Annotated in this window: 18 protein-coding genes; 11 read left to right on the forward strand and 7 right to left on the reverse strand. The window is 64.4% G+C overall.

Annotation, left to right across the window (positions count from 1 at the left end):
• The first annotated feature begins 293 nt into the window (after positions 1–293).
• The 4 genes from ACN0X9_RS10755 to ACN0X9_RS10770 all read left to right on the forward strand — a co-directional run bounded on the left by ACN0X9_RS10755 (position 294) and on the right by ACN0X9_RS10770 (position 6,243).
• Positions 294–1,976 (forward strand): DNA polymerase Y family protein, encoded by a 1,683-nt coding sequence (locus ACN0X9_RS10755; RefSeq protein WP_417487598.1) that lies wholly within the window; start codon positions 294–296, stop codon positions 1,974–1,976.
• A gap of 70 nt (positions 1,977–2,046) precedes the next feature.
• Positions 2,047–2,463, forward strand: a complete 417-nt coding sequence (locus ACN0X9_RS10760; protein WP_417487599.1) for an endonuclease domain-containing protein — start codon at positions 2,047–2,049, stop codon at positions 2,461–2,463.
• Positions 2,460–5,708, forward strand: a complete 3,249-nt coding sequence (locus tag ACN0X9_RS10765; protein WP_417487600.1) for an error-prone DNA polymerase — start codon at positions 2,460–2,462, stop codon at positions 5,706–5,708. The genes ACN0X9_RS10760 and ACN0X9_RS10765 overlap by 4 nt, the downstream gene beginning before the upstream one ends.
• Before the next feature lie 55 nt (positions 5,709–5,763).
• Positions 5,764–6,243, forward strand: a complete 480-nt coding sequence (locus ACN0X9_RS10770) for a GFA family protein (protein WP_417487601.1) — start codon at positions 5,764–5,766, stop codon at positions 6,241–6,243.
• Between the two features lie 375 nt (positions 6,244–6,618).
• On the opposite strand, the gene ACN0X9_RS10775 is transcribed toward ACN0X9_RS10770, so the two are convergent.
• From ACN0X9_RS10775 to ACN0X9_RS10790, 4 genes are all read right to left on the reverse strand, one after another.
• The gene (locus ACN0X9_RS10775) at positions 6,619–9,141 is read right to left on the reverse strand and encodes a hypothetical protein (RefSeq protein ID WP_417487602.1); all 2,523 of its coding nucleotides are present in this window, start codon (positions 9,139–9,141) and stop codon (positions 6,619–6,621) included.
• A gap of 90 nt (positions 9,142–9,231) precedes the next feature.
• The gene (locus ACN0X9_RS10780; protein ID WP_417487603.1) at positions 9,232–10,002 is read right to left on the reverse strand and encodes a DUF1295 domain-containing protein; all 771 of its coding nucleotides are present in this window, start codon (positions 10,000–10,002) and stop codon (positions 9,232–9,234) included.
• Positions 10,003–10,012: 10 nt separating this feature from the next.
• Positions 10,013–11,713, reverse strand: a complete 1,701-nt coding sequence (locus ACN0X9_RS10785) for a sodium:solute symporter family protein (protein WP_417487604.1) — start codon at positions 11,711–11,713, stop codon at positions 10,013–10,015.
• A complete protein-coding gene (locus tag ACN0X9_RS10790; RefSeq protein WP_417487605.1) occupies positions 11,710–12,039 on the reverse strand; it encodes a DUF4212 domain-containing protein in 330 nt (109 codons plus the stop codon). Before ACN0X9_RS10790 ends, ACN0X9_RS10785 begins: the two co-directional genes overlap by 4 nt.
• A 125-nt stretch (positions 12,040–12,164) precedes the next feature.
• Between ACN0X9_RS10790 and ACN0X9_RS10795 the strand changes: the two genes are divergently transcribed.
• Entirely contained in the window at positions 12,165–12,530 is a 366-nt protein-coding gene (locus ACN0X9_RS10795) for a BlaI/MecI/CopY family transcriptional regulator (protein ID WP_417487606.1), read from the forward strand.
• A gap of 17 nt (positions 12,531–12,547) precedes the next feature.
• On the opposite strand, the gene ACN0X9_RS10800 is transcribed toward ACN0X9_RS10795, so the two are convergent.
• The 3 genes from ACN0X9_RS10800 to ACN0X9_RS10810 all read right to left on the reverse strand — a co-directional run bounded on the left by ACN0X9_RS10800 (position 12,548) and on the right by ACN0X9_RS10810 (position 16,814).
• Positions 12,548–13,498 (reverse strand): alpha/beta fold hydrolase, encoded by a 951-nt coding sequence (locus tag ACN0X9_RS10800; protein ID WP_417487607.1) that lies wholly within the window; start codon positions 13,496–13,498, stop codon positions 12,548–12,550.
• 110 nt (positions 13,499–13,608) lie between these two features.
• The gene (locus tag ACN0X9_RS10805; RefSeq protein ID WP_417487608.1) at positions 13,609–15,906 is read right to left on the reverse strand and encodes a TonB-dependent receptor; all 2,298 of its coding nucleotides are present in this window, start codon (positions 15,904–15,906) and stop codon (positions 13,609–13,611) included.
• Positions 15,903–16,814 (reverse strand): alpha/beta fold hydrolase, encoded by a 912-nt coding sequence (locus ACN0X9_RS10810; RefSeq protein WP_417487609.1) that lies wholly within the window; start codon positions 16,812–16,814, stop codon positions 15,903–15,905. The genes ACN0X9_RS10805 and ACN0X9_RS10810 overlap by 4 nt, the downstream gene beginning before the upstream one ends.
• 82 nt (positions 16,815–16,896) lie before the next feature.
• On the opposite strand from ACN0X9_RS10810, the gene ACN0X9_RS10815 reads away from it, so the two are divergent.
• The 6 genes from ACN0X9_RS10815 to ACN0X9_RS10840 all read left to right on the forward strand — a co-directional run bounded on the left by ACN0X9_RS10815 (position 16,897) and on the right by ACN0X9_RS10840 (position 22,301).
• The gene (locus ACN0X9_RS10815; protein ID WP_417487610.1) at positions 16,897–17,505 is read left to right on the forward strand and encodes a TetR/AcrR family transcriptional regulator; all 609 of its coding nucleotides are present in this window, start codon (positions 16,897–16,899) and stop codon (positions 17,503–17,505) included.
• The gene (locus ACN0X9_RS10820) at positions 17,502–18,296 is read left to right on the forward strand and encodes an enoyl-CoA hydratase/isomerase family protein (RefSeq protein WP_417487611.1); all 795 of its coding nucleotides are present in this window, start codon (positions 17,502–17,504) and stop codon (positions 18,294–18,296) included. The genes ACN0X9_RS10815 and ACN0X9_RS10820 overlap by 4 nt, the downstream gene beginning before the upstream one ends.
• Positions 18,293–19,798, forward strand: a complete 1,506-nt coding sequence (locus ACN0X9_RS10825; protein WP_417487612.1) for an acyl-CoA synthetase — start codon at positions 18,293–18,295, stop codon at positions 19,796–19,798. The genes ACN0X9_RS10820 and ACN0X9_RS10825 overlap by 4 nt, the downstream gene beginning before the upstream one ends.
• Positions 19,795–20,202 (forward strand): MaoC family dehydratase, encoded by a 408-nt coding sequence (locus tag ACN0X9_RS10830; RefSeq protein WP_417487613.1) that lies wholly within the window; start codon positions 19,795–19,797, stop codon positions 20,200–20,202. The genes ACN0X9_RS10825 and ACN0X9_RS10830 overlap by 4 nt, the downstream gene beginning before the upstream one ends.
• A complete protein-coding gene (locus tag ACN0X9_RS10835; protein WP_417487614.1) occupies positions 20,199–20,588 on the forward strand; it encodes a phosphate acetyltransferase in 390 nt (129 codons plus the stop codon). The genes ACN0X9_RS10830 and ACN0X9_RS10835 overlap by 4 nt, the downstream gene beginning before the upstream one ends.
• Before the next feature lie 69 nt (positions 20,589–20,657).
• Positions 20,658–22,301, forward strand: a complete 1,644-nt coding sequence (locus ACN0X9_RS10840; protein ID WP_417487615.1) for a phytoene desaturase family protein — start codon at positions 20,658–20,660, stop codon at positions 22,299–22,301.
• Positions 22,302–22,303 lie beyond the last annotated feature (2 nt).

Below are 22,303 nucleotides of genomic sequence, written 5' to 3' on the forward strand. Positions count from 1 at the left end.
CGGGGCCGTGGTGATCGGTGAGACTGGTCCCTCGGCCCGCTATGACCTCGTCGCCACCCGCCGGCTCGACCAGGCCGCACGGCGAGCCGGGGCGCTGGCCCTGGTGTTGCGGCCGCATGAGGGGCTTGCCCCCAGCGCCGCGCTCAGTCGCTGGCGCATCGCCGCCCGCCCGTCCCCGGCACGGGCGTGGATCGGCGCACGAGGGCTGCCGGGATTGGGAGAACCGCGGTTTCATGCCGCTCTGGAACGGGTCAGGGGCGGCCCGCCACAGGAATACGAGATCGAGTGGAAACATGCGTCGTTTCATGTCCTTGAGCCTGCCCCGCTGGCCGACCGACCGGCATCGCCAAAGCGCGATATCCAGTCCGAAACCCGGTCCGGCGTCGCCGCCGCGCTGGCCGGACAGGTCATCCGCCTCACCGGATAGCGCGGCCGCCAAGCCGGACCCTGACCGGACCGCCCCCTTCGCCCTGGTCCACACCACGACCGGTGGCGAGCGTCTCTATGCGCTCGATACCGAAGCCGCCCGCCGCGGGCTTCAAGTGAATCAAGCGGTCTCCGACGCCAAGGCGCTGGAACCGGGCCTGCAACTGCGCCCGGCCGATCCGACCGGCGATATCCGGCGGCTGGCGGCACTGGCCCGCGGCTGTGGTCGCTGGTCACCCTGGACCGCCCCCGATCCCGGCCAGCCCGGCGAGGATGGCATCCTGCTGGAAATCACCGGCTGCGCCCACCTGTTCGGCGGCGAGCAGAGGCTCCTCACCGAGACCCTGCAGGCGCTCGCCCGCCAGGGGCATGCCGCCCACGGTGCCATCGCGCCGACCCTCGGCCTCGCCTGGGGGCTGGCCCGCCATGCGGCACCAAACCGGGTCGACGGGATGAACATTGCCGACGACATCCCGTCCGCCCTCACCCCGCTGCCGGTCGCCGCCCTGCGCATTGGCGAGACGGCCGCCACATTGCGCCGTTTCGGGCTCAAGCGCGTCGGCGACATCATCGACATGCCAAGGGCCAGCCTGTCGCGCCGCTTCGGTCGCGCCCTGGTCGACCGGCTCGACCAGGCGAGTGGCCGGACCCGCGAAGTCCTCAATCCGCTGCAAGCGGTCACGCCCTTTCGCGCCCGCACCCGCTATGTAGACGCCCTCCTCCTGCTGGACGGGTTGAAACAGGGGGTGAAGGACACGGCCGAAGGCCTGTGCGAGGCGCTGGAAGCGGCCGGCCGCGGCGTCACCCGGCTCGACCTCCACCTCTTCCGCGTCGACGGCAAGACCCACCTTCTCACCCTGGGCACCGCCGCCCCGGCCCGCGAGGCCGGTCATCTCGCCCGCCTGTTCAATGAGAAGCTCGACCGCGCCGAGATCGATATCGGTTTCGGCATCGAGATGATCGAGCTGACCGCCCGCGCCACCCAGCGCCTCGGCGAGCGTCAGGACGGGCTGGTTGATGATGGCCGCATCGAAGAGACCGATCTGGCCCGCCTGACCGATCGTCTCGTCGTGCGCCTGGGCGAGGACAAGGTCCGGCGCGCCGCCCGCCGGGCCAGTCACCAGCCCGACCGTGCCGCCCTCTGGCGCCCGGCCATGAATGTCACGCCCACGCCTGCCACCGCGCGCCGCACGCCCATGCTGGCCGTCGCCGAGGCCGAGCCCCAATCCGCCCTCCTGCCGCCGCCCAATCGTCCCCTCCTCATCCTCGCCCGACCGGAACCGGCCGAAGCCGTCGCCGAGATCCCCGACGGCCCGCCGCGCAGCTTTGTCTGGCGCCGGGTCCGCCACCAGGTCGACCGTGCCGAAGGCCCCGAACGCCTCGCCCCGGACTGGTGGCGCGAGGGCATCTGGCAGGCTGACCGACCAGCCCGCACCCGCGACTATTTCCGCGTCGAAACCCGCGAGGGCCGCCGCTTCTGGCTCTATCGCGACGGCCTCTACGGCCTCGAAACCACCCGCCCCCAATGGTTCGTCCATGGCGCGTCATGACCCTCCCCTGCAAGGCGGGGGAGGTGTCGAGCGCAGCGAGACGGAGGGGGAGGTCAGACAGGAGACGAACATGCGAGAAGACCGCGAACGCGCCACCCAACAGGCCCGCCACCTGCGCCGGAACATGACGGCCAGCGAAGTCCGCCTCTGGCAGGGCCTGCGCGCCCGCCGCCTCGACGGGTTCCGCTTTCGGCGCCAGCACCCGCTGGGACGCTATATCGTCGATTTCGCCTGCCTCTCGGCGCGCCTTGTCGTGGAGGTTGATGGCCCGTCACACCAAAGCCCCGGGCAGGCGCTTTATGATGCGCAGCGGACGGACTGGCTGATCGCGCAGGGCTGGACAGTGCTGCGTGTCGACAATAACGCCGTGTTTCAGGACTTTGATCGGGTGCTGGCGGAGATTCAGCGCGCGCTGGCTGACGCACCCCCATCGACCCGTCGCTGCGCTCCGGGCCACTTCCCCCGCCTTGCAGGGGAAGATCATTGACGCATGCCTTTGCCGAATTGCTGACGGCCAGCAATTTCACCTTTCTGACCGGGGCCTCGCATCCCGATGAAATGGTGGCCCAGGCAAAAGCGTTGGGTCTGACCGCCATCGGGCTGGCCGACCGCAACTCCTTTGCCGGCATGGTCCGCGCCCATCTGGCCGCGAAGGAGGCCGGCATTGCGCTGCTGGTCGGCACCCGCCTGGTCACGCGTTGCGGGCTGGAAATTGCCGCCTATCCGACCAATCTGGCGGCTTATGCCCGCCTGACCCGCCTGCTGACCGATGCCAATTTCGCGGCCACGAAAGGCGATTGCGACCTGCACGTCGAGGAGGTCGCGAACGCCTCGTCCGGACAGGTCCTGCTGATCATCCCGCCGCGCGAGCCGGACCGGGCCTGGCAGGACCGGGTCACGGCGCTCTTGCCGACGCTGAAAGGCGAGACCCATCTCGTCCTGACACGCTGGTTTGACGGCCGCGATGGCGAACGCCTGCACCGCCTCTCCGCGCTGGCCGATGACTGGGGCCTGACCACGATTGCCAGCACCGATGCCCGCTATCACGCGCCGGGCCGCAAGCCCTTGGCCGATGTCGTCACCTGTATCCGCGAACATGTCCGCATCACCGAGGCCGGTTTTCACCTCGCCGCCAATGCCGAACGCCATCTCAAACCCGCCGCCGAGATTTATCGCCTGTTCGATGGCTATGAAGACGCCGTTGCCCGCACGGTCGCGATTGCCCGCCGCCTCACCTTCTCGCTCGACGAGCTGGTCTATAATTATCCCGACGAGGTGATCGGCGAGAATGAAACACCGAACGAGACCCTGCGCCGCCTTGCCGCCGAAGGCCTGGAAAACCGCTATCCCGCCGGCGCGCCCGACAAGATCGCGAAAGCTGTCGCCACCGAACTCGACCTGATCGAACAGCTCGATTACCCCTCCTATTTCCTCACCGTGCAGGACGTGATCCGCTTTGCCCGTTCGCGCGGGATCCTGTGCCAGGGGCGCGGCTCGGCAGCCAATTCGGCGGTCTGTTTTGCCATCGGCATCACCGAGGTCGACCCGGACCGGATCGATCTCCTGTTCGAGCGTTTCGTCTCGGCCGAACGCGGCGAGCCGCCCGATATCGATGTCGATTTCGAGCACAATCGCCGCGAAGAGGTGATCCAGTATGTCTATGAGAAATACGGACGCCGCCGCGCCGCCATGACGGCGACGGTGAATTGCTATCGTCCGCGCGGGGCCATCCGCGAGGTCGGCAAGGTGTTCGGCCTGTCCGGCGATGTGATCTCGGCCCTGTCAAAAAGCCTGTGGGGCTGGTCCAGCGATGATTTGCAGGAGACCCGTATCCGCGACGAGCTCGGCCTCGATCCGGACAGTCCGGCCCTGGCCATGACACTGCGCTATGCCCGCGAGCTGATGGGGTTTCCACGCCATCTCGCCCAGCATCCCGGCGGTTTCGTGATGACCCGCGCCCGGCTCGACGAGATCGTGCCGCTGCACAATGCCGCCATGCCCGAACGCACCATGCTGGAATGGGACAAGGAGGATATCGACGCGCTCGGCCTGATGAAGGTCGATGTGCTGGGTCTGGGCATGCTGACCTGTGTCGCCCGCGCCTTCGACCTGCTGGCCACCCATCATGGCCGCCATCTGACCATGGCCACCATCCCGGCCGAGGACCCGTCCGTCTATGACATGATCTGCCGGGCCGACACGGTCGGCGTCTTCCAGATCGAGAGCCGGGCCCAGATGACCATGCTGCCGCGCCTGAGGCCGCGCAATTTCTATGATCTGGTGATCGAGGTCGCGATCGTCCGGCCCGGCCCGATCCAGGGCGATATGGTCCATCCCTATCTGCGCCGGCGGCGCGGCGAGGAAGTGGTGGAATATCCATCACAGGCGCTGAAGGACGTACTCGGCAAGACACTTGGCGTTCCCTTGTTCCAGGAGCAGGCCATGCGGATTGCCATCGTCGCCGCCGGCTTCACCCCGTCCGAGGCAGACCGGCTGCGCCGCTCCATGGCCGCCTTCCGTCGATCCGGCTCGATCCACGAAATGGGGCAGAAGCTGATGAACGGCATGATCGCCAACGGCTATGAGCCGGACTTCGCCGAGCGTTGCTTCAAACAGCTGGAAGGGTTCGGAGAATACGGTTTCCCCGAAAGCCACGCCGCCAGTTTCGCCCTGATCGTCTGGGTCTCGTGCTGGCTCAAGCATTATTATCCCGACGTCTTCCTCACCGCCATGCTGAACAGCCAGCCGATGGGGTTTTATGCGCCCGCCCAACTGGTCCGCGACGCCCGCGAGCACGATGTCGAGGTGCGCCCGCCCGACATCAATCATTCCGACTGGGATGCGACGCTGGAGGAGACCGACATTCCCCGCCGCGACGGCAAGGGCATGCGCTTTGCCGTGCGGCTGGGCCTGCGCCAGATCAAGGGCATGAAGGAGCCCGCCGCCGCCCGCCTGGTCGCCGCCCGCCAGGCCGAAGGGCCTTTTGAAAGCCTGGCCGATCTCGCCCGCCGGGCCCGGCTGGACAAGGGCTCGCTGGACCGGTTGGCCAATGCTGATGCCGCCGGGTCGCTGGCCATGGACCGGCGCAAGGCGAGCTGGACCGCCCTCGCAGAAGCCGGCAAGCCACTCCCCCTCTTCCAGCATGCCGACAGCTGGGGCGCCGAACATCCCGTCGCCTTGCCCGAGCTGACCGGTGGCGAACAGGTCGCGCAGGATTACGCCACCCTGCGCCTCTCCCTGAAGGCACACCCACTGAGCTTCTTCCGCGGCGAACTGACCGAGACCGGCCATGCGACCTGCGCAGCCCTCAGTGAGATGCGCGACGGCCGCTGGGTCACCCTGGCCGGGTTGGTCCTGGTGCGGCAACGCCCTGGCTCGGCCTCGGGCGTCATCTTCGCGACGCTCGAGGACGAGACCGGCATTGCCAATGTGATCGTCTGGCCCAGCTGTTTCGAACGCCATCGCCGCCTGGTGATGTCATCCAAGCTGATGGGTGTAACCGGGCGGGTGCAGAAGGAGGGCCGCGTCATCCATGTCGTCGCCAACCGACTGGTCGACCACTCCTGGCGCCTTGCCGCGCTCGCTGACGGCGCCGAATTCGCCGAAGCCGTCGCCCACGCCGACGAAATCGCCCGCCCCAATGCCGACCCCAGAACCGTCGCCCTCTACCGCCGCGTCATGCAGGGCGAACGGCTGGAGGACATCTTGCCGAAAAGCCGGGATTTTCATTGAGGGAAGCGACCGGATCAGCCAAAACCCACCCAAGCGAAACACACAGGAGCGACGCATGACACAGGCAAGCAAAGCTCGAGAGGGACAGGATCATGAGGGCGGCTGTCGCTGCGGCCAGTTGCGCTTCCGGATGACCACGCCGGCCCTCTTCACCGCCGCCTGTCATTGCCGCGGCTGCCAACGCATGAGCGGCGGCCCCTATTCGCTGACCGTGGCCGTCGCCGCGGATCGCTTTGAGGTCACCGAAGGCGAAACTGTGATCGGCGGCCTTCACGGCGCAGACATTGCCCATTTTCACTGCCCGCACTGCCTGAGCTGGGTCTTCACTCGCCCCACCGGCATGGATTTCGTCAATATCCGCACCCCCATGCTGGATGACCCGTCCGGCTTTACGCCCTTCCTGGAAACCTGCACCAAGGACCGTCTCGAAGGCGTCACGACCACCGCCCCGCACAGCTATGAGGCTTTCCCGCCAATGGAGGAATTCGGTGACCTGCTGGCGACGTACGCGGCCGGGCCGGGAAGAACTGGGTAGAAGGTCGAGGCGCAAAACAGGCGCTTCCCCACACGCCCCGATGCCGACCCAAGCCCCGTCATCCCCTGTCCCCGCATCATGCAGGGCGGGCCGCAGCCGGACATCCGTCCGAAGCGCCGGGGTTTTCATTGCGGGCGGTCCAATCCGGGCGCAACCGCGCGCAGTCATCCATTGATCGCTTGTCAGCCAGCAAGCCGCATCCGGTTTTCCAGCTCAAGGGTGAAACCGCGCAGCGGCCGCTTTGCGGCCCTTGACCTGGAAAACCGGATACGGCGACATCTCGGCAAGCGATGAATGGTGGAGTGAGCGCCGGGTCGCGCCTTCAACCAAGATCGAAACCCTTCTTGTGCCGCAGAAATCGAGCACCCGTCCTGATCAGGTGATCCATGAACTCGTAACAGTCACCTCATAGGCGCCGTCATCATCACGACGAATATAGAATTCCCCACCCGTCCATCCGGCGCTCCAGACAACATAGACCTGACTGCGGTCCCTGTTCGGCAGGATCGTCGAGAAGCCCAGTGGATAGGTGATGCCATATTCGGGACTCATCCGGGCTTCCGCGGCGTCATCGAGGACAATCAGACGCTGATCACTGATCACCCCTGCAAACAAATCCGGATCACCCTTCAAAATCAGTGTGGATCGTCTCGAGGGTGGCACCGAACGCCCCGCCATAGCATTCCCGATGATCTCCTCAAGCCCGGCGCCCGGTTCATGGACCGGAACCCGGATGGCGGCCGCATCATGGCCAAAGACTTCGCCGATCATGAGGCGGATCAGCTCGGCCTCATGCATACGCGCCGGATCAAAGGGCGTGAGCGGCAATCCGTCGATACCATCATCAAGTCCGTCGCCATCAGTGTCGGGGTTCGTCATGTCCAGCCCGATCCGATGCTCAAATATATCTGTTAGCCCGTCCTCATCCTGGTCCCGGGTCAGAACGGCGAGCGGCGCCGTGATGTAAAGACCGTCCTCCTCCCGCTTCAGCGCCAGGCCGATCGGCGGGAAGGTAATGCTGGCCGGGTCCAGCTGACGGACCACGACGGCCAGCTGAAGGCGACCATCGACGATCATGGGCAGACTCGACCCTGGCAGGATGACGTAGGGGAACATCGGTTGCAGACCGAGATAGACCGGCTGCTGCCAATCGGTGCCACCCGGTTCGCTCTGGACGTACCAATACCCGCCCGCTGAGACCTCACCCGTCGGGTCGAGTTCGGTGGAGGTGTAGACCAGGTCCCAGACCTCACCACGCGGTTCCAGCCGGACAACCTGCCATTCACTGACCGGCAAGACGACCCCATCCGGGACTATTGCTGGCTCCGGGAACATGACTGCAGGCTCCGTGCCGACTCCCTCTGGCAGTGGCAATTCCTCGAAGACCGTGAAGCGAGGTTGCGGCACGAATTCCGTGTTTCCTTCGACAGCGACCGGAGTTTGGGAGGACTCGGCAGCCGCTCGCAAAGCGAGAAAGCCGGGGATGTCCAGATCCAGTTCTACGTCCTGATTCCAGCCGCTGCCCGAGGCATCGTCAGCGCGAACCAGATGTGCCGCCAGGGCTTCGGTATCTTCGGCGCCCTCCAGCAGATCGAGCGCGATATCACCAAAAACAGGGGGCGCGCTCGGGATCAGCCAGAGCCAACCCGCCGTCGCTCGGGCCATGCCGCGTTCGTCGGGGTGCATGAGATCGCGCGTCGGCCCGCCCAGCACAAAGAGATTATAGCGCTCACTCGGCGAGAATTGCGGAGACATGGCCTCCTGCAACATGGTCCCAAGCGCCGCATCAGCGTGGCTTGCGATCCGGGTTCGCCGGTTCGGATAACGTTGCGTTGACGCGTAGGCTTCGGCGATTGCCTCATCCTCCTCGGTAAAGACGGCGATATCGTCCGCTTGTTCAAGCAAGTCAGCCGCCACATCCGGCCGCGCCTGTTCGATCGCGGCAGCCGCGAGCCAGACCATCAACTTATAGGTTTGCTGGCGTGCCTTCAGTGACTCATTGGCACCCACAGGTGACACGGTCGTCAGGGACCAGAGTTGGCGCCGCTCGGCCGAACTCAACGCGGTATACATCCGGAAGGCACGTTCATGCTGTCCGACGCGGACCGCGCTACGCATGACAAGCGCCGTCAAGACCAGACGCTCGTCGCGCCCAACAGGCCTCACCGGCGCGGGCTCCAGCAACCAGGTCAGATAGGCAAATTGATCAACCTCACTGACATCGCCGGGCGGCCGCGTGAAAACAGACTGCAGGAATTCAAGATCAAGTGCGTTCTCATCCAGCGCGACCAGAATGCGGAAATCCTGAGTGTAGCTGTATTCGTCCCGAAGGAATTCCAGCGTCGAATCCGCCGCCGCCCAGCGCCCGCTCATTCGCACCCAATTGAGCTTGAATGAGTGCTGTCGACCAAAGGCCGCAAAGAGCAATGGCGCTTCTGGCAGCTCCGGAACCCGCTCCCAGAGCGCTGGCAGGACACTATCCGCAGGCCAAGCGCAACCGAAATAGGTATGACCGCAATCGCCCTGAAAACGACCTGTCTCGATCAGGAGCTCGACCGCCAATCCAGCCGCCTCGACAGAGATGTCGAGCTGGTCCGCAAATCGCCCGACGATCGCGGCTTCGCCCCCGCCACCCATGATGGATTCCTGGAAGTAGAAGGCGAGATCAGTCGGCCCGTCTGCAACACGCGTCTCGTAGGCAGCCTCATGCTCTCGGCATATCTGATCCTCTTCCGGCGTCAGGTCATCGGCATACAATCGGCATTCATAAAGCGCGCTCCCGGACCCGTTTGAATCGCGCCAATACTCATCAAACCGTTCAGACCCTGACACCGATTGCGCCCAACCACTGCCCGCCGCGAAAACGGCTGTCGTTGCCGCAAGTAGAATCAAACGCATGAACACCCCCTGCAACTCCCGGCAGCAAGGATAAGCTGTCGATCCAGTCGAGAATATGGCGAGGTTCAGATGATGTCCGGGTCGCCCCCCTCACCCCCGCTTCGGCCACCAAGGCACAAAGCCCGACGTCCTTGCCACATAGTCGGCATAGCCGGGGCGGCATTCGTGCAGGCCTTGCTCGAGAATTTTGGCACCGGTCCAGCGGGTCAGGGTGAAGGTGAGGAAGAGCGGGCCGATGATCGTCCACCAGCCATCGCCATCGGCGACGGCGATCAGCCACAGCCCCCAGAACAGGACGGCATTGCCGAAATAGTTGGGATGGCGGGTATAGCGCCACAGACCGGTGTCCATGACCTGGCCCTTGGTGGCCGGGTCGGCCTTGAAGGCGGCGAGCTGGCGGTCGCCGATCACTTCAAAGGCAAGACCGATGACGAAGAGAGCGATACCGGCGATGGCAGCAGGCGCGGCAAAACTGGCCCCCTCCATCACCGCATGCTGGATGGGCAGGGCCGTCACCCATAACAGCACGCCCTGCAGCAGGAAGACGGTGGCCAGCATGAAGATGGCTTCCTTGCCCGGCGGCGAGCGCTGCAGGAGTTTTTGATAGCGCTTGTCCGCGCCCTCCGCCTGCCAGCGGGTAAAGAGATGATGCCCCAGACGCAGGGCCCAGATTGCCACCAGGGCGACATACCAGGTCGCCCCATCGGCTCCTGCAAACAGGAGAGAGGCCAGCGCCAGCACCAAAAACCCCAAGGGCCAGATCGCGTCGATATAGGACGGGTCCTTGCGCGGCACGCTGAAGGGCCAGGCGAACACCATCACGCCGAGGATGAGAGCGAGATTGAGAAGATAGGGGATCATGCTGTCAAACCTAGGGCGCGCGGATGCGTTCGACCAGCTCGCGGACCTCGGCCGGCGGGGCGGGGGTCAGCAGCGAGACGGTCACCGAGACGACAAAACTGATCACCATGCCGATCGTGCCGAAACCTTCCGGCGAGACACCGAGGAACCAGTGTTCGGCATCATTGGGGATCCAGCCGAAGATCTTGTAGGTAAGGATATAGGCGCCGGTGACGCCAAGCCCCGTCACCATGCCGGCGATCGCGCCCTCCTTGCTCATGCGCTGCCAGAAAATGCCGAGCAGGATGGCGGGGAAGAAACTGGCGGCTGCGAGCCCGAAGGCCAGCGCCACGACCGAGGCGACAAAGCCCGGCGGGTAGATGCCGGCGAGGATGGCGATCAGCACGGCCCCGGTCGCCGACAGCCGGGCGATCAGGAGTTCCTGGCGGTCACTCATCGATTTGAACAGGACCTTGCGACACAGATCGTGCGAGATCGAGGAGGAGATGACCAGTAACAGGCCGGCTGCCGTCGACAGGGCGGCGGCGATACCGCCGGCCACAACCAGGCCGATCACCCAGCCGGGCAGGTCGGCGATCTCCGGATTGGCCAGCACGAAGATGTCGCGATTGAGCGTGGTGACCTCGTTGACCTCCGGGTCGGCGCGGTACTGGATACGGCCATCGCCATTGCGGTCCTCGAAGGCCAGCAGCCCGGTGTTTTCCCAACGATGGAACCAGTCCGGCGTCTCACTTTCGCCCTCGACCAAGGCGGTGGTGCCGGCGTCGTAGACGCTCTCATTCACCGTCTCGATGAAGTTGGTCCGGGCAAAGACCGCCACGGCCGGAGCCGTCAGGTAAAGAATGCCGATGAAGAGAAGCGCCCAGCCCGCCGACTTGCGCGCATCGGCCGCCTTGGGAACGGTGAAGAAGCGCACGATGACATGCGGCAGACCGGCGGTTCCCGCCATCAGGGCCAGGGTGATGGCGAATACGTCAAAGGTCGACTTCGATCCGTCGGTATAGGGCGCAAAACCGAGCTCGGTCAGCATGCCGTCCAACTTCACCAGGAGCGGCGTGCCGTCGGCGACATTGCCGACAAGGCCGAACTGGGGCACGGGCGAACCGGTCAGCTGCAGCGAGATGAAGATTGCCGGCGTCATGAAGGCGAAGATCATCACGCAATACTGGGCGACCTGGGTGTAGGTGATGCCCTTCATTCCGCCGAGCGTGGCGTACATCAGAACGACCAGCCCGCCGATAATTACGCCGGCCTCGATCGGGATTTCCAAAAAGCGCGAAAACGCGATGCCGACGCCCTGCATCTGTCCGGCGATATAGGTGAAGGAGACAAAAATCGCACAGATCACCGCGACCACGCGGGCCGTGTCGGAATAGTATCGGTCACCGATGAAGTCCGGCACGGTGAACTTGCCGAAACGCCTGAGATAGGGCGCGAGCAGGAGGGCCAGCAGCACATAGCCGCCGGTCCAGCCCATCAGGAAGACCGAGCCGTCATAGCCGGAGAAGGCGATCAGGCCGGCCATCGACAGGAAGGAGGCGGCGCTCATCCAGTCGGCGGCGGTGGCCATCCCGTTGAAGACCGGCGGGACGTGGTGTCCGGCGACGTAGAACTCATCGGTCGAGCCGACGCGGGAGGCGATCGCGATCCCGATATAAAGCGCGAAGGATGTGATGACGAAGAAACCGGTCCAGAACAGGGTCACGCTCATGACGCGTCCTCCTGGGAGACGTCATCCGCGACGGCTATATCCTGAGCCGGCATGTCGTCACTGCCGAGCCGGTCGGCGAAACGTGCTTCCAACCGGTTCATGGCCCAGGCATAATAGAAGATCAGCGCGATGAAGGTGAGGATGGAGCCTTGCTGGGCGAACCAGAAACCCAGCGGTGCGCCACCCAGCGAGACCTGGTCCAGCCAGGGACGCAAGAGGATGCCGAAGCCGAAGGATACGGTAAACCAGATCGCCAGCAATATGCCCATAAGGCCAAGATTGGCACGCCAATAGGCCTTGCGCGCGGATGACTTGTCTTGCGCCATGTGCTCCCCCAGACTGATCGCATGACTTTGGTGGCGATCTTCGGCGCGAGCTTTGCAAACAAATCCTTAACACACCAGACCTGTCACAATTCAGGCCAGGACGAATCTGTGGGAGGATGACGACAATGAGCCAGCAAGACCGCCTCACCGACGACGAGAATGCCACGATGCGCATCCTTTGGGATCGCGGCGGCGCGTCTGTCAGCGAGCTTGCCGTGGCCACACGTCAGCCGGCGGACACCACGCTCGCTGTGCTCCGTGGCCTGCGCCGCAAGGGCGCAGTCGAGCGCCAGCAGGACGGCCGCTCCATTGTCTATCGTCCACGCCTGAATAGCGAAACCGCCCGCACCCACGCGCTGGGCCGACTCTTGTGTGGCGACCCGCCGGCCTCGGACAGCGGGCTCGGTGTCGTGGTCTTGCGCGAGAGCGACGTGGACCCGCAGGACTGGGCCGACCTGCAAAAAGAGATCGCACAGCGCCGCAAGGCCTGAATCCCCAAGTCAGAAATCTAGTCTTCCGCCAGGAACTCCCGCAGGTCGGCCAGCGTCGATGCCGGCGCCTCCTCGTGCACCACATGTCCCAGACCGGGATAGGTGATCAGCCGGGCGTCAGGGATCGCCGCGGCGAATTGCGGCCCGTGTGCCGGCGGGATGATGACATCGGCCTCGCCCCACATGATCAGTGTCGGCGCTTGGACCTGCGCGAGATCGGCGCTTGGTTCGGGCAAAGTGAACACCCGCAACCGCTCGACCATGGCCTGGGCCACGCCCTCTCCACGCATCAGCTCAAGCACCCGTTCAGCGGTACCTTCCGGCATCGCGGCCGGATCGCCATAGAGTGCACCGGTTGCGGCCGTGATGATCGGTTGCGGCGCCTGGGTCAGATAGAACTGAACGCCCATAGGGACCGGGACCGGGTTTTCCGTCACGCCATTGATCGAGAAACCGCCCGGAGAGAGCAAGACCAGTCGCTCGACCTTGTCCGGGTTCGCGGCAGCCTGACGCCAGGCGACCAGGCCACCCAGGGAATTGCCGACCAAGGTCGCCTGTTCGATCTCAAGGGCCCCCATCAGCCCATCCAGGAAATCGACGGTCTCCGGCACCGAATAACGGGCCTGCGGGTCAGGACCGGTGAGACCGTGACCGGGGAGGTCCATACGGACGACGCGATAGTTGGCTGACAGCGCGTCCGCCCAAACGTCCCAGCTCTCCAGCGAATGGGAAAACCCGTGCACCATGACCAGGACCGGCGCGTCATCAGCGCCCTCGATCCGGACGCGAGTGCGGACACCGTCAACATCGACCAACCGGTCGGCATCGGTCCACCAGCGCGAGTCCACCGTGCCGGCCAACACGCCTTCCGGGGGCGTTTCGGAGCCGGTCGCGGGCCGATTGAGGAAATAGACAACGATCCCGGCCAGAAGCGCGAGACCGAGGAAAACGGCAATCAGAAAGCGCATGACAAACCCCTGAGCATGAAAATGAGCGCGGCGACACCCGTCAGGGCGCCGCCGCAAGCATAGTCCGGATGTGACGGGCGGGGGAGGTGCCCGCCCGTCGCAAGCGGCGCCTAGTAGCGCCAGGCGATCGTCGCGGTCACGGTACGCGGCGGGCCGTAGTAACCGACCAGCGTGCCTTCCAGACCCAGTTCCGGGGCCAGGGTGGTGTTGTTGACGAAGTCATAGCCGGAGACCCGATACTCTTCGTCGGTCAGGTTGCGACCGTGCAGGCCGAACTGCCAGTGGCCATCTTCGCCTTCCCAGACCATCGACGCGTTCCACAGGGTGTAGGCACCCTGGTCAAGCAGCGGGAAGGGGAATTCGAATTGGCTGGAGTCACCCCGGTGGCTGATCGTATTGATCACCGACAGGTCACCGCCGTGCAGCGGCGTGACGTAGGTCAGCGTCGCTGAAGCCGTGGTGTCGGGCGTATTCTGGATCACGACCTGGTCCGAGACATCAACGCCGAAAGCATTGATGAACTGGTCGTATTCGCCGTCCAGCAGGCCGATGGCCCAACCGAGGGTCATGATGTCGCCTTGGGCAAACACGTCCTGACCGAGATCCAGCGAGCCTTCATATTCGATACCGCGAATGGTAGCGGCGCCAGCATTGGTGGTCACGCCGGTGAAGGTGTCGTTGACACCGTCATTGTCAGTGTCGATGCCGACCGAGCCGGGAACCTGGATGTCGGTATAGTCCATATTGAAGACGGCCAGGCTGTGGCGATATCCATTGCCCTGATATTTCCAGCCGATCTCGATGCTGTCGACCGTTTCCGGATCAAAGCTCATGAACTGGTAGATTTCATCAGCTTCGACGGTGCCGTTCTGGTCGAAGTCCGGGGCGCCGGTGGTCTGGGCGCGCGGGTCGAAACCACCACCCTTGAAGCCCTGGGAATAGGTCAGGTAGAAATTGTTGGCGGCGTTCGGCTGCCAGGCAAGCGAAGCCGTCGGCGAGAAATCATCCCAGGAATTGGTACCGGTGAAATCCGACGTCGTGGCGATCGAGAAGCCCGAGCCGCCGAAGAAATCCGAGAAGCCACCCAGATAGGTGCGGCGCAGCACGGTGGAAGTGCGCTCATCCTCGGTATAGCGACCGCCAAGGGTCAGCGAGAACTCGTCGGTCAGATCATAGGTGAAGTTGGCAAAGACCGACCAGGTCTTGGTGTCGACTTCGCCGAAGGTCTGGGCGTTGAGGCCGGCCAGGACATTGTCCAGCAGCACGTCAAAGACGGTCAGGGCACTGGCGTCGAGATAGTAATAACCGACCAGGCCGTTCAGGCGCTCACCGGAGTAGAGCAGCTGGAATTCTTCGGAGAACTGCTCGTTCTCGTAGATGGCCGGAACATCGAGGTCGCCGGACGGCAGGTTGTCAAAGTCAATCGGCGTGACCGAGGTATCATTACGGTCGGCGAGAATGTTGCGGACGGTCCAGTTGTCGTTGACCTCCCATTCCATCGTCAGGGCAAGGCCGTCACCTTCAACATCCTGGTCGACGACATTCAGGCCGGCGCGGGTGTCGTGGACATCGTCCAGCACCGGAGCACCGGACAGGGCCCCCGGGGTCAGGCGGTGACCGCCGCGCGCGTTCGACGTATCGGCGACACTGTCATAGGCGAGGCGCACGAAGAAGGTGTCGGTCGGCTCCCATTCAGCGGAGACGCGGTAGCCGAAGACGTTCTTGTCGTAATTGTCTTCGCCCGTGGTCAGGTTCTCGCCATAGCCGTCGCGGGTGAAACGGCCGAGCGTGCCGCCAACGCGGAAGGTATCGGACAGCGGCGCTGTACCGGACAGGACAGTATCGAACTGGCCATAGCTGCCAACGCCGACCCGGGCAGACAGGGTCGGCTCGTCGGCATCGATGCGACGGGTGACGTATTTGACCGCACCACCAATGGTGTTGCGACCATAGAGCGTGCCTTGCGGGCCGCGCAGGACTTCGATCCGGTCGACGTCATAGATGTCGAGCACCGCACCTTGCGGGCGATTGAGATAGACGTCGTCGACATAGATGCCGACACCGGCTTCGAAACCGGCAACCGGGTCCTGCTGGCCAACGCCGCGGATGAAGGCCGACAGGGTTGAATTGGTGCCGCGAGACACTTCCAGCGTGATGTTCGGCGTGGTGTCGGCGATGGCGACAATGTCCAGCGCGCCCATGCGCTCGAGGTCTTCACCGCTCATGGCCGTGACCGACAGCGGCACGTCCTGCAGCGTTTCCTCGCGGCGGCGGGCGGTGACGGTGATAACGTCACGGCCTTCCGACGCGCCATTGTCCTGGGCGACGGCGGGAGCCGCGACCAGGGCTGAAGCGGCAACCGTGCTCAGCAATAGCGCGGTGCCGGTCAGGGTCTTGAGTTTTTTCATGAGATACTCCCCTCAGAGGTTACATGGGTTGTCGCCGTCGCCAGGGCCTGGCGGGCGAAGTTTCTGACCACATCAACAAACTCTTCCGGCTGTTCGAGATGTGGCGCATGCCCGGAGTGGGCGAACCCGTGCGCCGTGGCAGCGGGCAGGGTTTCGACGAGGTAGCGGCTCGTCTCCGGGCCGTAGGCATCGCTGCGTTCGCCAAAAGCGATCAGCGCCGGGATGGCCATTCCCGGAAGTTCCGTACGCAGGTCCTGCTGCGCCATCGACGACCAGAGGTCGGCCATGGCATCGGCATCGCGTGCACGAAGAAGATTGAGGGCGTCGGCCACGATCTGTGGCTCACGCGCTGCCCGGTCACGGGCGAACATTCGCGGTGCAAAAGCCGCGGCATAAGCGGGCCAGTCGGCCTGCATGGCGTCGGTCGCACGCTTGGACGCGTCGGCATCCATGCCGCTCGACATGCCCAGCGACCAGCTGTCGTCATTGAGGATGCGCGGGCTCATGTCCTCAATCACCATACCGGCGAGCCGGTCGTGACCATGCCGCTGGATCATCGACCACAGGACGGTTGCGCCCATTGACCAGCCCAGCACCACGATCCGTGTCAGATCTTCGTGTTTCAGCAGCTCCGCGAGATCGTCCGCCAGATCACCAATAGTGGTCGGAGCGGCGCCGGTCGGCGTATCGCCATGCCCACGGAGATCCGGAACCAAAACACGGAAATCGCTCGAAAGTGCCGCTGCGATCTTGCCGAAAAAGTCGCTGGATGCGGCCCACCCGTGAACCAGCAGCAAGACCGGCCCACATCCGGAATCCCGATAGGACATCACCGTGCCGTCGCGCAGCGTCAGGTGTCGCACGTTGTGCCCACCCTGGTCCGTACTGTGCGGCTGTGCATCGGCCACGATCTGATCTCCCCTCGGCCGTCCAATTTCTGTCGGATCGTGCCATATTGATTTACCGTCCATTTTGTGAAAACTGAATCATATGTCAACTTCAGAATCCAATACGGTCGACAAACGACCCAAAACCGCCCGTGGTCTGAGGACCCAGAGCAAGCTGCTGGAAGCCGCGGAAGGCGCTTTCGGGGAGAATGGTTTCCATGCCACTTCGATCGGCGACATCACGCGTCGAGCCTCGGTGGCGCTGGGAACCTTCTACGTCTATTTCGACTCCAAGGACGAGATTTTCCGCGCCCTCGTCGCCCATATGGGCGAGATGACCCGGGGCTGGATCGCCGAGCGGGTCAAAGACGCGCCGGACCGGCTGGAAACCGAGCATCGCGGCCTGGTCGCCTATATCGAATTCGCCCGCGCCCACCCGAATCTCTACCGGATCATCGAAGAATCCCAATTCGTCGCGCCAGACGCCTACAAGGCCCACTACGACGTTTTCATGGAGCGCTATCAGCGCAATCTGGAAGACGCCGCAGCGCGCGGCGAGATCGCGGCGGGCGATCAGGGAACCCGTGCCTGGGCCCTGATCGGCATGAGCGTGTTCATGGGGCTGCGCTTCGGCATCTGGGAGCGCGACCGCGATCCGGAAGACGTCGCCCGCGTGGTGTCCGACCTGATCGCCCATGGCCTGAAATCATGACTGCGGGCGCGCCGCCTTCGCCGGTCCATGTCAGCCGCGACGGTGATGTCGCGCGCATCACGCTGACCCGCCCCGGCCATGGCAATGCACTGGAACCGGCCTTGTTGCACGCCCTGTGCGAGGCGATCGCTGACTGCCGGACAGCGCGGGCCGTCGTCCTGACCGGTGCCGGTCGCGCCTTCTCTTCGGGTGGGGACATCCGCGAATTTCATGCCCGCGCCGGTGATGTCGCGACACTGGAAGCCTTCGGCGACACGGTCGTCTCGATATTAAACCGCGCCATCCTCGCGTTGCGCGAACTGCCCTGCCCGACCATTGCCGCGGTCAACGGTCCGCTGACCGGTGGCGCGATCGGCCTGATGCTTGCCTGCGACATCGCCCTGATGAGCCGCGACGCCTTCATCCAGCCCTACTACGCGAAGATGGGCTTTGCGCCCGATGGTGGCTGGACAGCCCTCCTGCCCGGCCGGATCGGTGCGGGACACGCAGCCAGCTGGCTGGCGCTCGACACCCGTGTCGACGCCGACACCGCACTGACGATGGGCGTCGTTGACCGCATCTGTGACGGCCACGAATTCAGTGACCAACTCGCTGCGCTGATCGACGAATTGTCCGCCCATGACCCGCACACCGCCCTGACCAGTCGCCAGCTTCTGGATGCCGCCGACGCGTCCCCACCCCTGGCCGAACGGCTTGCGCGCGAGCTGGACAGCTTCAAGCGCATGCTGGTCCGGCCGGAAACCCGTCAGCGGATGGCTGCCTTTCTGGCGCCACGGGAGGTCGCCGGATGATGGACGTCATCACCGACATCACCGCCCGGCGTGGCGCGCTGACGCCGGATCGACCGGCCTTCCACGTCGTCGAGACCGGCGAGACCATCAGCTTTGCCCAACTGGACGACCGAAGCGCCCGCGCCGCCACCATCCTTGCCGACCGCGGCGTCGGCGAAGGCGACCGGGTCGCGATCCTGTGTCGTAACCGGGTAGAGTTTTTCGAGGCCCTGTTCGCCTGCGCCAAGCTGGGCGCCATTCTCGCGCCGCTGAACTGGCGCATGCCCGCGCGGGAGCTGGCCGAGCTGCTTGCCGATTGCGCGCCGACCTGCCTGCTCGTCGGCGCCGAGGACCGGCACAAGGCCGAAGCGGCAGCGCAATCAATCCCGCTCATCTTCGTTGATCTGGAAAGCGAATGGCCCGCCGCCCGCAATGCGGCACCGCCCCATCCGGGACGCCAGGCCTGGCCGGGCGACCAGCCCTGGTATCTGATCTACACCTCCGGCACCACGGGGCGGCCCAAGGGCGTGATCCAGACCTACCGCATGGCCTTGGTCAATTATGTCAACATTTCCCAGGCGATCGACCTGCGCGACGGTGAGGCGACGGTCAATTTCCTGCCCCTCTTTCACACCGCGGGTATCAATCTGCACACCCTGCCCGTCCTGATGGCGGGCGGCCTCAACCACCTCCTGCCCGGTTTCGACGCGGGCACGGTGCTGGGGCTGATCGACGACGGTCAGCTCGATGTGATGCTGTGCGTCCCGGCCGTTTATCGCGAGCTGTCGCTGCACCCGAAATTCGCCACCGCCGATCTCACCCGTCTGCGTCACTGGGCCTGCGGCGGCGCGCCCATGCCGGACGTGCTGATCGAAACTTTCGCAGCGCGCGGCGCTGTCGTCTGCAATGGCTTCGGCATGACCGAGACCGGCCCGACAGCTTTTTTGATGGACCGCGATCACGCGCTCGAAAAAATCGGGTCTGTGGGCAAACCGCAATTGCTGATCGAGGCCCGCATTGCAACACCTGCCGGCGAACCGCTGGGCGGCGGGCAGACCGGCGAAGTCCAGTTCTTCGGGCCCGGACTCACACCCGGCTACTGGCAGCGCGACGACGAGACCGCCCGACTCTTCACTGCCGATGGCTGGCTCAAGAGCGGCGATCTGGGCCGTATCGACGAGGATGGCTATTGCTATATCGCGGGCCGGATCAAGGAGATGTATATCTCTGGCGGCGAGAACGTTTATCCAGCCGAGGTCGAGAACGTACTCGACGAACACCCGGCAGTGCTGGAATCCGCGGTCACAGGCGTCGCCGACGACAAATGGGGCGAGGTTGGCTGCGCCCACCTCATCCTGCGTGATGGCCAGGAAGTAACCGATGCCTCGCTGCTCGCCTGGTGCCGCGAACGCCTGGCCGGCTACAAGGTGCCGCGCCACTTCCGTCGCGCGACCGACTTTCCACGAACCGCCGCTGGGAAGGTCCAGAAACATCTCCTGCCATTGCCGGAAGCTGCGGCATGAGCACGGCCGGCCCGCAGCCACCTGCCTCTCGTGCGCACCTGGACAAGACATTCAGCCAGGCCGATTTCGACGCCTTCGCCCGATTGTCAGGCGACGACAACCCGATCCATTGCGACCCGGACTTCGCAGCCCGGACACACTTCGGGCGGACCGTCGCTCATGGCGCGCTATTGTGTGCGGTGCTGAGACGGCTCGTCGATGACCTCTATCCCGGCGCCCGGCAGCTCAGCCAGCACACGCAATACCCGGCCCCCAGCCCGGTTGGTGAAGCGCTTCGTTTCGAAGTCGAAACAGTTGGCACAACGGGTCCTGACACCGCCCGCCGGCTCGAAATCTCACTGAAAGTCACGCGTCTCAGCGACAATGAAATCACCTGTATCGGCGCGACGGAGATCGAGATTTGACCCTCCCCCTTTCCATCGGCCAGGTCGCGAGCACCCAACGTTGCTTCACGTCTCGCGATGCCAGTGCGCTATTGGCGCTGACCGGTGGGGCGCTCAAGGACGACTGCGTCCCCGAGGCGTTGATCAATGGCATGTTCTCGCATCTTCTGGGCGTCGACCTGCCGGGACGTGGCACCAACTACCTGAAACAGGAAACCCGTTTTCTGGCCCGGGCGCCGCTGGGCGAAACATTGGTCGCCAGCGTGGAGATCACCCGCCTGCGACCGGACAAACATCTGGTCGATCTCGCAACGCGTTGCACGACCCATGACGGTCTCGAAATCGCGAACGGTCGCGCCCTCGTACTGGCAAAAGATGTTACCGGAGCTTTCGACTTGCCTGCCTGAGCAAGCCTGAAGGGCACAACCTGCACGAAGCATTGCGCTTTTCCGCCTTCGCAGCAAAACTCGTTCACCATGACAGCCCGCACCGCATCGCCCCGTCACAGCGCGCATCGATCCCGACCGGACCGCGATATCCTGATCATTGGCGGCGGCCATAACGGCCTCGTCTGCGCCGCCTATCTCGCCAAAGCCGGGTTGAAGGTCACGGTTCTGGAACGCCGGGATGTCGTCGGCGGTGCGGCTGTCACCGAAGAATTCCATCCCGGTTTCCGCAATTCGGTGGCCAGCTACACGGTCTCCCTGCTCAATCCGAAAGTCATCGCCGATCTCGATCTGCACGGTCATGGTCTGGAGATCGTCGAACGGAAGATCGGAAATTTCCTGCCGCTGGCGGATGGTTACCTGCTCGCCGGAGAGGGGCTGACCGCCGATCAGGTAAGCAAGTTTTCCACCAGCGATGCCGACCGACTGCAAGAGTACAGCGAACGTCTCGAAGTGGTTGCGGACACGCTGCGCGCGCTGGTTCTGGAAACCCCGCCCAACCTGTCCGAGGGCGGCTGGTTGGGTGCCATCCCCGAACTCCTGAAGGCCGCCAATCTGAGCGGCCGGCTGGGCAGCATGTCGATCACCGCGAGACGCGACCTGCTGGACCTGTTCTCCAAGTCGGCTGGCGACTGGCTCGATGGCTGGTTCGAGAGTGACGCCATCAAGGCGCTGTTCGGTTTCGACAGCATTGTCGGCAATTTCGCCAGCCCCTACACGCCGGGTAGCGCTTATGTCCTTCTGCATCACCTGTTCGGCGAGGTGAATGGCAAGAAGGGCGCCTGGGGCCACGCCATTGGCGGCATGGGCGCCATTACCCAGGCGATGGCGCGCTGTTGCGAAACGCGCGGCGTCGAGATCCGCACCGGCTGCGCCGTTGACGAAGTTCTGGTGAGAGATGGCGGCGCTGGCACCGTCGTGCTGGCGGGTGGCGAAACGCTATCGGCCCGCGCCGTGGTGTCGAACCTGAACCCCAAACTCCTGTTTGGCTCGCTGATCGACCCGACTGCCTTGCCACCCGATTTCAATGAGCGCATCCGCCATTACAAGTGCGGCTCCGGCACGTTCCGGATGAACATCGCGCTCGACCGCCTGCCGGACTTCACCGCCCTGCCCGGCCGTGGTGATCATCTGACGGCCGGCATCATCATGGCGCCGTCCCTGGCTTACATGGAACAGGCCTACGCCGATGCCCGCCGCCAGGGTTGGTCGAACGAGCCGATCATCGAGATGTTGATCCCGTCAACGCTGGACCCGACGCTGGCGCCCGAAGGAAAACATGTCGCCAGCCTGTTCTGCCAGCATGTGGCTCCGGAATTGTCCGGCGGCCGTGACTGGGACGATTATCGTGACGAGGTCGCCCGGGTGATGATCAATGCCGTCGACAAATGGGCGCCGGGCTTTGCCGACAGCGTGCTGGGATACCAGGCCCTGACCCCGAAAGACCTGGAACGCACATTCGGCCTTGTCGGCGGCGACATCTTCCACGGCGCCCTCAGCCTCGACCAACTCTTTTCGGCCCGCCCGGTTCTGGGCCATGCCGATCATCGCTGCCCGATCAGGAACCTCTACCAATGCGGCGCCGGCACCCATCCCGGTGGCGGCGTCACCGGCGCACCGGGCCACAATGCAGCCCGCGAGATCCTGAAGGATTTCGGCAAGCGGATGCGATAGAG

It is taken from the genome of Maricaulis sp. (assembly GCF_048268525.1).
Taxonomy (GTDB): Bacteria; Pseudomonadota; Alphaproteobacteria; order Caulobacterales; family Maricaulaceae; genus Maricaulis.